The following is a 16,389-nucleotide window of genomic DNA, read 5'->3' as shown; positions in this document are numbered from 1 at the left end:
GGTCAGGCCACCTCCCGGTCCCGGGTCCAGCGCGGGATACGGTGTCGTCGGGGGACTTCGGGCGTCGAGTGGGGCGTGGCCTCGGCAGGTGCCGCCAGCAGCGTGGCGGCCAGGGCCAGATGCAGCAGATACGGCGAGGCGTCCCCCAGCCCGGCCTCGGTGTACGACGAGATCGCGACGTAGCTGATCAGGAAGACCGCGCAGGCTCTGGGCAGCGACGGTGGCCGCAGCAACGCGACACCGCCCAGCACGATGATGAACGCCGCCACCAGCGTGACGCCGGTCAGACCCTGCTCGTTGTAGACGGCCAGCCAGCTGTTGTCGATCGGCAGCCCGTCGAACGACTTGTCGCCCAGGCCCACGCCGAACAACTTCTCCCGGGTCGTCCGGGGCGCTGCCAGCAGGGCGTCCCAGACCTTGGCCCGGCCGGTGAGGCTGGTGAAGTTCTCCTGGGACTGGCCGCGCAGGAACCACGTCCGCAGCGCGGAGGCGAACCCCACCGCGGCCACCGTGGCGCACAGCACCGACCAGGTGAAGAACCGGCGGGCGGCTGCGCTGGTCAGGACGAGCGAGCCGACCGCCAGGACCAGCCCGATGAGCAGGCCGAGCGTGGCCGTCCGGGTATGGGTCAGCGCGAGCAGGACGAGTGAGGGCACGATGACGACCGCCGCGCTCGCCCGGTCGGTCCGGCGGCCCAGCAGGAGCAGCACGGTGAGCCCGGTGATCACCGCGGTGTACTGGCCGATCTGCGGCGGGGTGAGCGGCCACAACGCGCCGACCAGCCGCCCGCCGTAGAGCTCCGGCATGGCCGCGCCCGGCGAGATGACCAGGCCGGCGACCACCGACCCGAGCACCGCGAAGTACATCCGGATGTGGTACCGGACGAACGTCAGGCTGCCGTCCCACCAGCGGCTGAGCAGCCACAGCGTGCAGACGAAGACAGCCAGCCGGGCGCAGCGGAACAGCGCGCCGAAGCCGGACTCCAGGTCCACGCTGGAGATCACGCTCGGTACCAGCAGCAGGGTGAGCAGGAGCAGGAAGGCGCTGGCCCGGATGCGCAGCCGGAGATTGAGCGCGAGCGCCAGCGTGAACGCGGCGGCCAGCGAGCCCATGGTGACCAGCTGGATCAGGGAGCGGGGCAGCGGGACGATGGTCTGCGCCCCGGCGGAGCCCAGCGTGTTGAGGCCCAGCAGCGCCCAGACGATCCCGACGCTCTTCGGTGTGTGATCCGCCGTCATCTCAACCACCGGCCCCTGGGTCCAGGGTGCTGCCCGCGTCCTGCTGGTACGGAGTGCCCTGCCACCGCGCGAAGTCGTACACCCGGCTCGGGTCGTGGGCGACGAACCTCCAAGGTCCGACGTAGACGTTGTCGTGCCAGCGGTTGTGCTGCTCGCGGGTGATCGCCCGGGCCACCCCGTCGCCCTTGTACGGCGACCAGTCCGGATAGGTGCCGTAGTTGGCCAGCACCGCCATCCGGTCGCACTTCACCGTGCAGTCGAGGACGGACTTGTCCAGCACGAAGCGGTTGCCGTGGATGTCCACCCGCTGGGTCTTCCACCGGCAGTCTGCATAGAGCGGTGCGGTGGCGATGGCCGGCCTCTTGCAGCGGTCGGTGTCCTTCACCAGCAACGTGCAGTCACCGGACGAGGTGTTGGCCGGGCTGTTGCAGAACCGGTCGGCGCTTTCCCACAGGGTGATCCCGTTCCAGTTGTTCTCCAGCACGTTCCGGTAGATCTCGATCTTGTCCGTGCGGGCGTCGATCCGTGGCTCGCCGCCGGCCTCGGACAGGTAGACCGTCGCGAACGGGAAGCTGTCGCCGCGGTCGGCGTTCCTGCGGCCCTCGACCCAGTTGTTCCGCCGGATGGTGTTCTTCCGGATGACCGCGTTGTAGCTGATCTCGTAGATCAGCGCGGCACCGTCGTTGGCCTCCAGCACGTTGTTCTCGATGCGGAAGTCGTTGTTGTTGGTGTCCGCCCACAGCCCGGTTCCGCGGTTGTCGTGCACCCAGTTGCCGCGGATGTCGGCGCCGTCGACGGCCCAGAACTTGATGCCTCCGGTGCAGCCGCAGCCGGGCTTTCGCCGCTCCCAGTCGTCGGTGTTGTTGCCCACGATCTCGTTGCCCTCGACCACCAGGTCCCGGATGGAGTTGCCTTCCTTGTACGCGTTCATGCCGTACTGGCCGTTGCCGCGCAGGCAGTTGGCGCGGACCTGCTGGCGGGCACCGGCCATCAGCGCGGCACCGGAGTTGTACTGGATCTTCGCGTGCTCGATCACCCACCCGTCGGCCGAGCCATGGTTGACCGCGCCCTCGTCGTGCGGCGGGACGAAACCCTGCACGGTCAGATGGCGGATGGTGACGTCGCGGGCACTGCCGCCGAACGCGTACTGGTTCTTCCTCCGGCCGTCGAGCACCGCGCCCGGCGCGCCGAGGTAGCGGTTCCCCTCCTTGGGAACGACCTGGGCGTAGCGTTCCGGTTCGAGCCTGTGCCTGCCCGGTCGAAGCCAGAACGTGGTGTGTGGGGGGCTGTTCCGCGTCTTCGCGGCCAGGTCACCGACCACCGCGGGATCGACCGTCACCGCGCCCTTCGGCGCCGTCGCCGGCCCGGCCGCAGGTTCGGCGCACACCCGGCCCACGGCGGACCGGGCCCCGGACGTGGAGGGCGAGGCGGACGCCTCCGCCGGGGCACCCGGCGTGCTCGTACAGCCGGTCGCAGCCAGCAGGACCAGCCCCAGCGGTGCCGCCGGCCACGCCCAATTCCGCCACTTGACCCCCACGCGTCTCCCCCGAGGGGGCTGCTGACGGATCTCCGCGGCGTCGCGACGCCCGGCGCGCGCCCCCACCGAAGCGGGGGAGCACCGACTGCGGTCTTCGTCCGCCGCGCGGCGGGCGCTCCTTCCTCCGCGGACCTCCATCCCAAGCCCCCTAGCCGCGGAACCCGAGTACGGTGGTGAACCCCTCCGCGCCGTCGGCGAAGCCGGTGCCGATCAGCGTCGTGCTGGGCTCCTTGCGCCCGAAGCCGGGGGAGTACCAGCCCAGCGGCGGATCGGTCTCGCCGCGATGCGCCCGCCAGGACAGCCGCGCGGGCAGGTCGAGCACCGCGGAGCGGTCCTCGCCGTCCCGGGTCCAGGTGAGCTGTGCCCGGTTCCCCTCCAGATCCGCGGTGATCGCGGGGCCGAGGTGGAACGCCAGCCGTACGGCCCGGCGCGGGCCGCGCACCTCGTCGACGATCCTCAACTCCTGGCTCGCGGCGGTCAGTTCCACCCGGCGGCGGTGCACGGAGGGCTGGTAACCGTCGTGCTCGGCGGACCAGCGGGCCACCCCGTCACCGGAGGTGTCCACGGCCAGGACGCGGCTGCGGGCATGCCGGGTCCACAGGAACGGGCCGCCGGAGACGGACTGGTCACCGCCGTCCAGCTGCAGGGTGTTGTGGGCGAGGGTCGACCGGAAGTACTGCCGCCACTCCGGCTGCCCGTGGTAGCAGAACGTCCCCGGGTCGGCGAGCACGTCGACCCCGTCGTGCCGGACCTCCACGGACAGCGCGTCCGCGTGGGCGTGCGCGGCGATGGACAGGAAGCCGTGCGGACCGCCGTCGCAGCGGCACCAGATCTCCTCCGGACCGCGCAGGATGGTGAGCCCCGCGTCGGCGAAGTGGGCCGGTCGGCTTGCCGGGCGGGTCAGAGCCGGTGCCGTTCCCTTTTCCGCGTACGGCCGGATGAGCGCGGCCAGCAGCGGGGTGCGCACATCGGTGCCGGTCACCACCGGCCACCAGTCGAGCCGGCCGAACACGGCGTCCCCGGTGGCCAGCAGCGAGGCCCACCGGTCGGTGCCCGCGCCGTCCACGACCAGACCGTGACCGTCGTCCGCGTCCCCCTGGCGCGGCGGCCGTAGCCGGCTGTCCACGACGGCCGCGAGCGCGTCGGTCATCCGCAGCAGCACCAGCCGGATCGACGCGGGGACCGGACTGCCTGCGGCATCCGCCTCGGCCACCGCGGCCAGGCCGAGCTCCAGCACCAGTCCGTGATACTCGGATGCCAGCTCACGGTTGAGCCCGGAGCCGAAGGTGTTGCTGCGCAGCTGCCGCTCCAGCGACCGCAGTGCGTCGGCCCGCCAACGTGCCGAGGAGGGGAACCACCCGAACGCGCAGGCCGCGGCGAACTGCCCGGCGGCCTCGGCGATGACGTGGTTGTTCGCCGACGATCCCCGGCTGGGGAAGGCGGCCAGCCAGCGTTGGTGGTGCCAGATCTGGTTCAACGCCACCGGGTTGTCCTCGAACAGCCCGGCCACGCCCGGCCAGCCGTCGAGCAGCCGGCGGATCCACACCCAGGACAGCAGCCGGATCCCCAGCTCGATGCCGCTGGTCCAGTGCACTCCGCGCAGCGGCGCGTTGGCCGCCCACCACGACCGCAGGTGCGCGGCCACCCGCTCGGCGTACCGCTCGTCACCGGTGATCGCGTAGGCGGCGGCGAGCACGGTGAGGTACTGATGCCGGGACAGCTCCCAGATCTGCTTGATGTCCCCGACCGCGTCCTCGTTCCGGTACGGCACGTCGAAGGCGTAGCCCCACGGAGCACGTCGCCCGGTCTTCGGGTCGTACCACCAGTCAGGGTCGGCCAGGTCGTCGCGGTCCACCCCGAAATACTCGGCGTGCCCGGCCATCAGCCGGTCCGCCTCGGCGATGAGACGTTTCGCGGCGTCCGGTGGCACCGCCTCGATCGCCCCTGCGGGCAGCACCGCGGTGAACCGGGCGCCGGTCACGCCCGGGCACTGCGGCCGTGCCGACCGCCACCGCCGCCTGCGCACCGCGTCGCCCACCCGGCCGCCGACCTCCCGCGGTCCCATCCGGGACAGCCGCCGCAGGTACCAGCCCGCGCTCATGGTCATCGCGTCCTCGCCAGCGTCACCGGCGCGCCGCCCGCCAGGCCGGTCCGCACGGCGAGGGTGGCCGCCGTGGTGGTGACCAGCGACTGAAGCGGCACGGGCATCGGGCCGCCGGTCCGCACGGCCTTCACGAACGCGGCCAGCTCGGCGTTCTGGCCCTTGTCCCGGCCCTTGGGCAGCCGCGAACCGACCCACCGCTTGCGGCGGCCATCGTGAACGGTGGCACGGACGAAGTCGTCGAGCCGCAGCGCCTTGCCGTCCGCGATCAGGTCCAGCGTCTCCTTGGGGAAGCCGGCCGGCCCGGTGGTGACGTAGCTGATGGTGGCGGTGGACCCGTCCGGGTAGCGCAGCACGACGTGGAGGTCCTCGTTGCCGGACGTGGCGACCGTGTACACCGAGACCGGATCGGCGTCGAGCAGCCAGCTCGCCGTGTCGATGAAGTGCCCGCCCTCGCCGGCGAACCGTGAGCCCTCGGTGCCCTGTTGGAGATACCAGCTGCCGTGCTGCAGCCGGCCGGCGTTGACCAGGTAGCGGAGGTTCGCCGGACCGGTCCGGGCGCCGAACCGCTGCTTGGCCTCCCGCAGCAGCGGTGCGAACCGGCGGTTGAAGCCCACCTGCAGACGGTCGTTGCCGGACTCCTCCACCGCCGCGAGCACGCCGGCCAGTTCGTCCTCCGTGAGCGCCAACGGCTTCTCCACGAACACCGTCTTGCCGGCCAGCAGCGCCTTCCGGGTCAGTTCGGCGTGCGAGCTGTGCCGGGTGACCACGAACACCGCGTCGATGGACTTGTCGCCGAGCACGGCGTCGAGATCGGTGGTCGCCCCGGCGAAGCCGAACTTCCGCTGCGCGTTGGCCGCGGACAGCGCCGTCGTGGTGACGACCGTGGACAACTCGACGCCGTCGCGCTGCGCCAGGTGCGGCAGCAGCATCGACGTCGCGTAGGTGCCCGCGCCGACGAACGCCAGCCGCACCGGCGCCTCGGCGGCCCGGGCCGGACTCCGCTTCACGTTCACCGCGGGCACGGCCACGGCCGGGGCTGCCGCTTCCCCCGCGTGTTCGGGGTAGCGGAACAGCACAGCCACGGCCTTCAGGTCGCCGTCCTTCAGACGCCGGTACGTCTCGACCGCGTCGTCGAAGTCGGCGATGTGGGAGACCAAGGGCTCCACGTCGACGCTGCCGCGGGCGAGGAGATCGAGGAAGCACGCCAGGTTGCGGCGCTCGGTCCAGCGCACGTAGCCGATCGGGTAATCGCGCCCCTGAAGCTCGTACTCCGGGTCGTAGCGCCCGGGGCCGTAACTGCGGGAGAACCGGACGTCGAGTTCTTTCTCGTAGTACGCGTTCCACGGCAGGTCCAGGCGGCACTTGCCGATGTCGACCACCCGGCCGCGGTCCCGGCAGAGCCGGGCGGCCAGCTCGACGGGCTGGTTGCTGCCGCCGCCCGCTGCCAGGTACACCTGGTCCACGCCGTGACCGCCGGTGAGTTCGGCGACCGAGTTCTCCACGGCCGCGGAGGCGGGGTCGCCGCAGGCCGCGGCGCCCAGGCGCTCGGCGAGCTCGCAGCGCACCGGGTCGGGATCGACGCCGACGACGCGGACGCCCGAGGCGGCGAGGAGCTGCACCACCAGCTGCCCGATCAGCCCGAGGCCGATGACGAGGGCCACTTCGCCGAGCTGCGGCCCGCCCTGGCGGACGCCCTGGAGCGCGATCGACCCGACGGTGCCGAAGGCCGCGTACCGCGGTGCGAGGCCGTCCGGTACCGGGGTCCAGAGGTTCTTCGGCACCCAGTTCAGCTCGGCGTGCAAGGCGTGCTCGTTGCCGGCGCAGGCCACGAGGTCGCCGACCTTCACCTCGTCGATCCCGGCGCCGACCTGCTCGACCACCCCGCACAGCGAGTAGCCCAGCGGCGTGTAGGAGTCCAGCTTGCCCATCACCTTGCGGTAGGTGGCGGGCACCCCGTTGGTGGCCACGCTCTGCATGACCTTGGCCACCTGGTCCGGCCGGGAGCGGGCCTTGCCCACCATCGACATGCCGGCCTCGGACACCTTCATCAGCTCGGTCCCCGTGGAGATCAGCGAGTAGGCGGTCCTGACCAGCACACCACCCGGCTTGCACCCCGGCACCGGCACGTCGAGCAGCGCCAGTTCGCCGCTCTTGTAGTTCTGCACAACCTGTTTCACCCGAAGTCCTCTTGTCTCTACGCCGTCAAGGGAGAGTTCTGGCCGGACCCGGAGGTCGCGCCGCGATACCAGTACTCAAGGGTCAGCACGTGCCACAGATGCTTGGAGAAGTCCCGATGCCCGGCGGCGTCCTCGGCGACGAGCCGCCGAAGCGCGTCGCGGCGCAGGAACCCGGAGCGGACGAGCTCGCCGTCGTTGACCACCTCGCGCACCAGCGGTGCCAGATCCCGGCTCATCCAGGCGCGCAGCGGGGCGCTGAACAGGCCCTTGGGCCGGTACACGATCTCCCGGGGCAGGATCGAGCCGGCCGCCTCCTTGAGGACTGCCTTGCCCTGCCGTCCGACGATCTTGCGATCACCGGGGACGGCGAACGCCGCCTTGACCACCTCGACGTCCACATACGGCACCCGCACCTCGGTCGACGCGGCCATGCTCGACCGGTCCGTGTAGGCGAGGTTCAGGCCCGGCAGGAACATCCGGGCGTCGCCCAGGCACATGCGGTTGACGAAGTCGTCGAGGTCGTTGTCCCGGTAGATGTCCGCGTGCTCGGTCAGCACGTCCTCGACCGCCTGGGCCAGGTCCGGATCGATCAGGGCGAGCAGCTCGTCCCGGTCGTACATGGTGTAGCTGCGCCGGAACGCGGTCTCCTCCGGCAGATCGGCGAAGGAGAGGAACCGCTTCGCGAAGCGCACCGACCGGTACCCCCGGCGGCTCGTCGCGACCGGCAGCCGGTCCACTGCCCTGGACACCCCTCGCCGCAGGGGTCGCGGCACGCGCTGGTAGCGCAGCGCGACCAGGTTGGCCAGGTGCTTGCGGTAACCGGCGAACAGTTCGTCGGCGCCCATCCCCGAGAGCATCACCTTGACCCCGGCCTCCCGGGCGGCCGAGCAGATCAGGAAGGTGTTGATCGCGGCGGGGTCGCCGATCGGCTCGTCCAGGTGGTACGTCATCTGCGGCAGCAGGTCGAGCACATTCGGGGCGATCTCGATCTCGTGCAGGTCGACGCCGAACCGCTCGGCCACCTGCCGGGCATAGCGCAGGTCGTCCGGCATCGCCTCGAACTTGGCGTCCTGAGCACGGAATCCGATCGTGTAAGCCGAGATCCCTGGCTGGTGGCGGGCCGCCAGCGCGGTCAGGTAACTGGAGTCGAGGCCGCCGGACAGGAAGGTCGCCACGGGTACGTCGGAGAGCAGGTGGCGCCGGGTCGACTCCTCGACGATGGCGGCCAGGTCCGGCCGCTCGCCGCTGCGGGCCCGCTCCCGGCCCTCGGCGGCGACGTCCCTCAGATGCCAGAACCGGCCGCGCTCCACCCGGCCGTCGGGCCGGCACCTGAGCCAGCTCCCCGGCGGCAGCTTCTCCGCTTCGCGGAACGCGCAGCGCGAGTCCGGCACCCAGTAGTACAGCAACGAGGCCACCAGCGCCGCATGGTCCACTTCCAGCGACCCGCCGGTCGCGGCGGCGAGCGCCTTGAGCTCGGAGGCGAACACCAGGCCCTCGCCGCGCCGGAGCAGGAACAGCGGCTTGATGCCGAGCTGGTCGCGGGCGAGCACCAGATCACCGGTGCGCTCGTCGAAGACCGCGAACGCGAACATGCCGCGCAGCCGGGGCAGGCAGTCCGTGCCCCAGCGCCGCCAGGCCTCAAGGAGCACCTCGGTGTCGGAGGTACCGCGGAAGCGCACCCCGGCGGCTGCCAGCTCGGCACGCAGCTCCGGCGCGTTGTACAGCTCACCGTTGTACGTCAGGGCGAGGCCGCCCGAGACCATCGGCTGGGCGCCGGTCCCGGACAGGTCGATGATGGCCAGCCGGCGGTGCCCGAGGTGCACTTCGCCGTCACCGGCCGGGTGGCTGTACCGGCCCGCCCCGTCCGGGCCGCGGTGGGCGAGGGTGTCGGTGAGCCGGTCGGTCACGGCCTTCCCGTCCGGCCATCGGTATGCGCCTGCGATGCCACACATGTCCTACCGCGCCTCCTGGTCGCTGTCCGGGACTCGTGCGGCCCACATCGGCAGCCGCTCGTTCCGCACCTGGCCCTCCCCCACTGCCTGAACGGCGTGGGAGGTACCCCCACCGTTCTGCCGGGCCAGCCGCTCGCTCTGGCCCCGCAGCGCGATGTGCAGCCCGTCCCACAGCGTGCCGTCGGTCCGGTCACGCGGATCGGGGTCGATCAGCACCACCCCGATCACCGGGATGCGCTGGTCCGCCAGCTGCCGTGCCACGGTGTGCAGCCATGTGGCGCTGCCGTGCCCGGCGCGCACGACGAGCACGGTCTGGCCACCGAGGTACTGGAGGTCGGTCCACGCCGTGCCGGGCGCGACCGAACCGACCCCGAGCCGGCGCTGCTGAGGCGGCACGGTCGCGGCACGCTCGCCGCTGACCACGGTGGGGTCTCCTGGCTTCTGGCGGCGGCCTGCGAACTGCGGGCCGGGCAGACCGTCGATGACGACCACTGGCCCCTCCGCCGCCAGAGCCCTGGCGACGTTCAGCGCGATCACGCTCGTGCTGCGCGCACAGCCCAGTTCCAGCAACGACACCGGATCCGCGGAGCCGCGCACGGTGCGGGCCAGTGTCGTGGTGAGCCGTTCGTGTGCCGCCCGGGTCCGTCGGCGCTGCCACAGCCTGCCCGACCGGCGGGGCAGTTCCGCGATGACCGAGGCGCCCAGGTTCGCCGCGATGTCCCGGCGCAGCACGGGGCGGTCCGCCACCACCGTGCCGACCGCGGCCAGCACGAGCCCGAGGACGAGCCCGAGGACGAGCCCGATCGCGGCGTCGGTGGCAGCGGCCTTGGGCAGGGAGTGTCGCACCGCGCGCGGCGCGTCCACGATCTGTGTGCCGGCGATGACCTTGGGCGTGCCGGTGCGCGCCTCCGCGGCGCGCTGGTCGAAATCGGCGATCCGCGAGTTGAGTTCGGCCCGGCGGGCGAAGAGCGTCTCCATGCTCGCCGACGCCTTCGGGTCGCTCTCCGGCGATCGGTCTCCGATGGCCTTGTTGACCTCGGCGAGCTCGCCCCGCATGCGGTCACGCTGGTCGAGCAGGGCCTCGGCCTCGGCGTTCGCGGCTTCCCGCATCCGCTTCACATGGTCCGCGACGAACGCATCGGCCAGCGCCTTGGCCCGGGCCACCGCTTCCGCGTCGCTGTCACCTGCCACCGTGATCTGCAGCAGGTTGTTGGTCAAGCCGGCACCCCGGTAGTCCCGCATGAAGTCCTCGGGGTTCTCCGGGGACTTGAGGGACCGCAGGGCCTTCTCGGCGATCCGCGTGGTACCCAGCAGCTCCACGTCGGTGCGGATCAGCGTTCCGGTGTCGTTCGGCTGGTCCTCCTGATGCGCGACCAGCACCGTGGTCACCGCGGTCGGCGGTGGCGGCAGCAGGACCGCCACGGCCGCGCCGGCGAGCAGCCCCAGCAGCGCCAAGGAGCACCAGAGACGGTGGCGCCTGCGCACCGCCGCCACCAGCGCCTGCAGGTCCAGCAGCGGAGCGGCGGTCGACGACTCCGAAGTCTTGCTCGTCGTCACACTGAACCCACCCTCGCGTCGTCGCCGACCGCGATCGCCGGCCTGGCGAGATGCGGAGGATCGCCGGCAGTCCGCTTCGGACGGGCCCGGACCGTGCCGGCGAGGACGGTGCCGACGACCTCATGTCCTGCGTCCGCACACGCCTCGGCGAGGCCGGCGAGCTCCCCCGCGGTCCAGCTGCCCGCGCTGAGCACGACCAGGGCACCGGACTCGTTGTCGCGGTCCGGCACCAGCGGCCGGGACACCGAAACACCCACCACTCGCAGCATGGGGTTCCCCCTGCTCGACGAGCTTGGGGAAGCGTCGCTCTCGGCCTCGGCGACGAGCTGCCCGGCGGCCCGGCGGGCGATCTCGTCGCCGTCCGGGACGACAACCAGCAGCCGTCGGGGAGCCGGCAGCTGATCCCGGAGACGAGCGCACACCCGCCGGTAGCGGATCTGCCTGCCGGCCTCGTCGGACGGCTGCGGAGTCGGTACGTCCCACCGGGTGTCGACGCCCAGCAGCCAGCGGATCCAGGCTCCCGGACCACGGCCCTTCGGCCGGCGCGCGGGCCGTTCACCAGGCACGTCGACGGTACCCAGCAGGGCCGAGCCCAGCGCCGCGGCGATCTCCGGTTCGGTGCGCAATCGGCGGCTCATCCGTGCGGCGGCGAGATGGCCGATGACCGCGAGCAGGAAGAACAGCAGCGCCCCGGCGACGATGAGTTGCACCCTGGTCGGCGGTGCCTCGCCGGTCGGACGGGCCGCCGGCCCCATGACGACCATGTCGGCCTCGTCGGTCGCCGGGTCGGCCTCGTCCAGCTTCTGCATGGCCTCCTGCAGCGTGGTGCGCAGCTTCTCCAGCTCGGTGCGGGCCTGCACGCTCTCCACGGTCTGCCCCGGATCGGCCGCATCGGCCAGGTCGGTGATGCGGCGGTTGGTCTGCGCCACCTTCTGCCGCAGCGCCTCGGTCCCCGCCGCAGCGTCGGAGTCGGTGCTGTCGCCCGCGATCCGCGCGGCGAAGGAGACGAATTGCTGGGCCACCTGGTCGGAGAGCCGCTGCGCGCGCTCCGGGGTGTCGGCCGTGCCCGAGATCTTGATGATGTTCCCGTTGGCGGCCTTGGCGCTCACCCGATCCCGCAGCTCGCTGCCGCTGACCCCGGTCCAGCCGAGCGCGGCAGCCGCGCGGTCGACCACCACCGAACTCGTCGCGATCTCCGCCTGCGTCAGCAGCTCGCGCTCCTCCCACTGCCCCGCCAGCAGCACCGATGCCGACGTCGTGTAACTCGGCGGGAACAGCACAGAGGCGCCGTAGCCGACGAGCGCGCCCACCACGGCGACGATGGCGAGAAGCCGCCGGCGCCGACGGAGAATCCGCCCGATCGTGACCAGGCGTATCGTTTCATCACTCAACGGCGCTGCCTCCTCTGTGCCCGGACCGGCGCGTCCGCCGAGCCGGAACATGGACACGGCAGGCAGCGGCGTAGGCGGCGAGCAGCGACGCTTGCGAGTTCCGCCAGGACAGCGGCCCGCTGATCCGCTCCTGGCCGAGCTTGCCCATCCGGGCCCGCTGCTCCGGATCGTCCAGCAGCGCCGCGATGAGCCCGGCGAACTCGGCCTCGTCGTCGGCGGGCGCGTAGACGGCGGCGTCACCGGCGGAGACTCGCGCCTCCTTCAGGTCGAACGAGACGATCGGCCGGCCCATCGCCATGTACTCCAGGACCTTGTTCATGGTCGACACGTCGTTGAGCGGATTGCGCGGGTCGGGGGAGAGGCACACGTCCGCGGTGGACAGGTAGCGCACCAGGTCGGCGTCCGGAATGCGGCCGGTGAACTGCACCTGCTCCGAGAGCCCGAGCCGCCGGGACAGCTCCACCATCGCGTCGAAGGCGTCGCCGGCGCCGACGAACACCGCGTGCCAGTCCCGCCGCCCGAGCTCGTCGCGCAGCTTCGCGAGGGCCCGCAAGGCGTAGTCGACGCCGTCCTGCGGGCCCATGACGCCGAGGTAGCACAGCAGATGAGGCTTTCCGCGCTTCAACTCCGGCTCGGGCGGCACCGGTCGGAACCGGTCGACCGCGGGCGCGCTGCGCACCACGAAAACGTCCTCGGGGCGTCGACCGCCACGGCGCACCGCGACGTCCCGGTAGCTCTCGTTCGTGGCGAGCACGACGTCCGCGGCCCGGTAGGTCAGCCGTTCCAGCGCGCACACGGCGCGGTAGAGCAGATCCTCGCCGCGGCCGAACCGGGAGAGGTACAACTCGGGTACCAGGTCGTGCTGGTCGAAGACGAACCGCGCGCCGCGCCGCTTCAGCCACAGTGCCGGCAGGAACAGCAGGTCGGGCGGGTTGCAGGCGTGGACCACGTCGACCGGGCCGACCTTCCGGGCCAGCCGGGCCGTGTGCCACAGCGCCGATCCGTACTCCCGCAGGTAGCCCGCCGGCCCTCCGGTGGCCGCGCGCAACGGGTAGCGGTGGATCCGCACCCCGTCGATCTCCGCCTCCGGCTCCGTGTCCCGCTTCTCCCCCCGGGGACAGATGACGTGCACCTCCCAGCCCGCGTCGCGCAGCGTCGTGCACTCCTGCCACACCCGCCGGTCGAACGGCACCGACAGGTTCTCCACCAGAATCAGCGCGCGCCGGGCCGGCCGGTCGCCGCCGGCTGTGTCACCGAAAGTCGTGTCACCGAAAGACGTGTCACCAAGCAAGGCCCATGTACCCCGGTTCGGCCCGGCGCGCCTCGGCGTCGGGAAGGCGGATGAGGTCGACGATCACCGGGCCGTCGCCATGGGGCAGCGCCGACAGCACGGCCGGGTCCCTGGTCCCGACCAGGCACACCTCCGCGTGCTCCAGCACCTCGTCGACGGATTCCGCGAGCAGCTGCGCGAGGTGCGGCAGCCGGGTCTCGATGTACTCGCGGTTCGCCCCGAGCAACCGGGAGAGGCTCACGTTGGCGTCGTAGATCTTCAGGTCGTAACCCTTGCCGAAGAGCCTCTCCGCCAGCTCGACGAGCGGGCTCTCGCGGAGGTCGTCGGTGCCGGGTTTGAAGGACAGCCCGAACAGGCCCACCCGGCGCCTTCCGGTGCGCTCGACCAGCTCCACCGCGCGCTGCAGATGGTCGGAGTTGGAGGGCAGCACGTGGGCGAGGATGGGCACCGAGACGTCGGCCCGCTGTGCCGCGTGGACCAGACTGCGCAGGTCCTTGGGCAGGCAGGAGCCACCGAAGGCGAAGCCGGGCCGCAGGTAGGCGGGGCTGATGTTCAGCTTGCGGTCGGCCAGGAACACGTCCATCACCTGGTGCGAGTCCACCCCGAGCGCCTGGCACACCGCGCCCAGCTCGTTCGCGAAGCCGATCTTGAGGCCGTGGAACGCGTTGTCCGCGTACTTGATCGCCTCGGCCGTCGGGACCGGCACCCGGAACACCTCGCCGGGCAAACCGTCGTACAGCGCCGTCACCGCGTCGCCGCTCGCCGGGTCGAGCTCGCCGATCACGGTCTTGGGCGGGTCGAAGAAGTCCCGCACGCTTGTGCCCTCGCGCAGGAACTCCGGGTTGACCGCGACCCCGATGTCCACCCCGGCCGTGCCGCCGACGTACTTCTCCAGGATCGGTACCAGCAGGTTCAGGCAGGTGCCGGGGAGCATGGTGCTGCGGAACACGACGGTGTGCCGCCCGCCGCGTTCGGCGAGCGCGGCGCCGATCTCCTCGGTGACCCGCTCCAAGTACGTGGTGCACAGGCTGCCGTTGGGCTCCGACGGCGTGCCCACGCAGACCAGCGAGATCTCGCTGTCCATGACCGCATCGCGGACGTCGCCGGTGGCGCGCAACGCCCCGGTCCGCACGACCTCGGCGATGAGCTCGCCGATCCGCTCCTCGACCACCGGGGCCTTGCCGTCGTTGACCAGGTCGACCTTCACCTGGTTGACGTCCACCCCGATGACCTCGTGACCCATGCTGGCCAGGCACGCGGCCGACACGCAGCCCACGTAGCCGAGCCCGAAAACGCTGACTCTCACGACCCGTTCCTCCCCCCAGGCAGGCCCTTGCGGCCTGCGGTCCACGCGTCGGCGGGACCGTCGAGTTGCAACCCCCCGCGCATCAGTAGGCCCCCTGCCCATGGATCACCGCGCGCAGCGTCTTCCACAAGATCACCGCGTCCAGGGCGAGCGACCAGTCCTCCACGTACCGCAGGTCGAGGCGGACCGCCTCTTCCCACGGCAGGTCGCTGCGTCCGCTGATCTGCCACAGGCCGGTGAGTCCGGGCTTGACCAGCAGCCGCCGCCGGATGTCGGGGCCGTACGCGGCGGACTCCTCCGGTAGCGGAGGCCGCGGACCGACGAGCGACATCGATCCGGTGAGTACGTTGAAGAGCTGCGGGAGCTCGTCGATCGAGTACCGGCGCAGCACCGCTCCCACCCGGGTCACCCGCGGATCCCGGCGGAGCTTGAACAGCGGGCCGGCGCCCTCGTTGCGGTCGGCCAGCTCGGCACGTGCCCCGTGAGCTCCGGCGACCATGGTGCGGAACTTGAGAATGGTGAACTCGCGGCCGTCCTTGCCGACCCTGCGCTGGCGGTAGAACACCCCGCCCCGGCTGTCCGCCAGCACCAGCAGCCCGATGAGCACCATCAGCGGTGCGAACAGCATCAGCAGAACCGCCGCGCCCATCCGGTCGACGACCCCTTTGATCGCCCGGCGGCCCCCGGTGAAGGTCGGCATGCTGACCCGCAGCAGCGGGATTCCGAGCACCGCGTCGACGTGCAGCCGGGGGCCGGCCACCTCCATCAGGACGGGGGCCACGACCATCTCGGCGTCGCTGCCTTCGAGGTTCCACGCCAGCCGCTGCAGCCGGTCCGGTGACCAGTGCGGGTCCGGTGTGACGGCGACGACACGGTAGCCGTCGCGGCGGACATGGCCCGCGACCTCCGCCAGCCGGCCGACGACCGGCACTCCGTCCAGTTGGTCACCGTCGAGCCCGAGACCGTCCGTCGTGCACACCGCGTCCACCCGCCAGCCGAGGTGCGGGAACTTGCGGGTTCGGGTGATCAGGTCGCGCACGGTGGCCGGGCTCCCGGCAGCGAGCACCGGTCTCAGACACCGTCCTTCCTTCCGCTGTTTGTGCAGCCAGAGGCGCAGCAGATACCGCGCGATCATGGTGATGAGCGCGATCGCGGGGATCGCGACGAAGATCCAGAGTTTGATGTTGCGCGAAGTGAGGGCGATCCCGCCGAGCGCCAGTACGACGGTCGCCATGAACAGTGAGCGTCCGAGCCGGCGGAATTCCTCGGCGCCCTGGCCGAGCACGGCAGGAGCCCACGACCGGCTCACCGCAAGCGCCCCCAGCACCAGCAGCTCGGTGCCGAATGCGAGAATTCCCCACTTCTCATGCCAGTTGGCGGCGTCCCGGGCCCCGAAGAAGTTGCCGATAGCCGCCACCACGAAGGCGGTGGCCACGGTATCGCTGGTGATCACGGCACGGCGGTACCGCTGCTCCCAGTCGATCGCGGGCCGGCTGATTGCACCGTTCGCCAGACGCCCGCGCGCCGACGGAAACGGGTCGACCAATTCCCCCTGCTGCACAGGACCCCCCCTGTCGCCAGTGGTTCGACGTGTTCGCCCAACACTGTCTTTCGCCCGGGAGGCCCCCGCCCCCCGCGCTGTTCCTCCCCTCGGGAGACCCCCGCCCCCCGGCGCACAACATCCCGGCTGTTTCAGCGCTGCTTGAACAGCCCACCCCGGTGGGCGGACTCGCATGTCCTGCCGGACTCTCCAAGTGCGGGAACCCGTCGAAACCTCGGATGCTCCCCGCACCCAAGGACCCGTCTCGGGCTCCAAGAATTGATCAACCCACGGCT

At 71.6% G+C, this 16,389-nt stretch carries 9 protein-coding genes and 1 pseudogene; all 10 read right to left on the bottom strand.

Going from position 1 to position 16,389, the window contains the following annotated elements:
• Positions 1–2 precede the first annotated feature (2 nt).
• The 10 genes and pseudogenes from NW895_RS16695 to NW895_RS16650 all read right to left on the bottom strand — a co-directional run bounded on the left by NW895_RS16695 (position 3) and on the right by NW895_RS16650 (position 16,114).
• The gene (locus tag NW895_RS16695; RefSeq protein WP_289936336.1) at positions 3–1,238 is read right to left on the bottom strand and encodes an O-antigen ligase domain-containing protein; all 1,236 of its coding nucleotides are present in this window, start codon (positions 1,236–1,238) and stop codon (positions 3–5) included.
• A 1-nt stretch (position 1,239) separates the two neighbouring features.
• Entirely contained in the window at positions 1,240–2,775 is a 1,536-nt protein-coding gene (locus NW895_RS16690) for a right-handed parallel beta-helix repeat-containing protein (RefSeq protein ID WP_289936335.1), read from the bottom strand.
• 148 nt (positions 2,776–2,923) lie between these two features.
• A complete protein-coding gene (locus NW895_RS16685) occupies positions 2,924–4,882 on the bottom strand; it encodes an alginate lyase family protein (protein ID WP_289936334.1) in 1,959 nt (652 codons plus the stop codon).
• Positions 4,879–7,056: a bi-domain-containing oxidoreductase gene (locus NW895_RS16680; protein WP_289936333.1), complete on the bottom strand. Its 2,178-nt coding sequence runs from the start codon at positions 7,054–7,056 to the stop codon at positions 4,879–4,881. Before NW895_RS16680 ends, NW895_RS16685 begins: the two co-directional genes overlap by 4 nt.
• 17 nt (positions 7,057–7,073) lie before the next feature.
• Entirely contained in the window at positions 7,074–9,008 is a 1,935-nt protein-coding gene (gene asnB / locus NW895_RS16675) for an asparagine synthase (glutamine-hydrolyzing) (RefSeq protein WP_289936332.1), read from the bottom strand.
• A 3-nt stretch (positions 9,009–9,011) separates the two neighbouring features.
• Positions 9,012–10,565, bottom strand: a complete 1,554-nt coding sequence (locus NW895_RS16670) for a Wzz/FepE/Etk N-terminal domain-containing protein (RefSeq protein WP_289936331.1) — start codon at positions 10,563–10,565, stop codon at positions 9,012–9,014.
• A complete protein-coding gene (locus tag NW895_RS16665; RefSeq protein ID WP_289936330.1) occupies positions 10,562–11,956 on the bottom strand; it encodes a Wzz/FepE/Etk N-terminal domain-containing protein in 1,395 nt (464 codons plus the stop codon). The genes NW895_RS16670 and NW895_RS16665 overlap by 4 nt, the downstream gene beginning before the upstream one ends.
• A pseudogene (locus NW895_RS16660) lies at positions 11,953–13,247 on the bottom strand (glycosyltransferase family 4 protein). The gene NW895_RS16665 and the pseudogene NW895_RS16660 overlap by 4 nt, the downstream one beginning before the upstream one ends.
• Positions 13,237–14,553, bottom strand: a complete 1,317-nt coding sequence (locus NW895_RS16655; protein ID WP_289936329.1) for a nucleotide sugar dehydrogenase — start codon at positions 14,551–14,553, stop codon at positions 13,237–13,239. Before NW895_RS16655 ends, NW895_RS16660 begins: the two are co-directional and overlap by 11 nt.
• An 82-nt stretch (positions 14,554–14,635) precedes the next feature.
• Positions 14,636–16,114, bottom strand: a complete 1,479-nt coding sequence (locus NW895_RS16650) for a sugar transferase (protein ID WP_289936328.1) — start codon at positions 16,112–16,114, stop codon at positions 14,636–14,638.
• Between the last annotated feature and the right edge of the window lie 275 nt (positions 16,115–16,389).

Source organism: Streptomyces sp. S.PNR 29 (genome assembly GCF_030386795.1).
In the GTDB taxonomy this organism is placed as follows: domain Bacteria; phylum Actinomycetota; class Actinomycetes; order Streptomycetales; family Streptomycetaceae; genus Streptomyces.
Note: the sequence above shows the minus strand (reverse complement) of the source record. Positions and strands in the feature narration are given on the sequence as shown.

Bases quoted from the DNA above. Each gene is read 5' to 3' on its own strand.
- asnB (WP_289936332.1), bottom strand. From the start codon at position 9,008: ATGTGTGGCATCGCAGGCGCATACCGATGGCCGGACGGGAAGGCCGTG.
- NW895_RS16695 (WP_289936336.1), bottom strand. From the start codon at position 1,238: ATGACGGCGGATCACACACCGAAGAGCGTCGGGATCGTCTGGGCGCTG.
- NW895_RS16685 (WP_289936334.1), bottom strand. From the start codon at position 4,882: ATGACCATGAGCGCGGGCTGGTACCTGCGGCGGCTGTCCCGGATGGGA.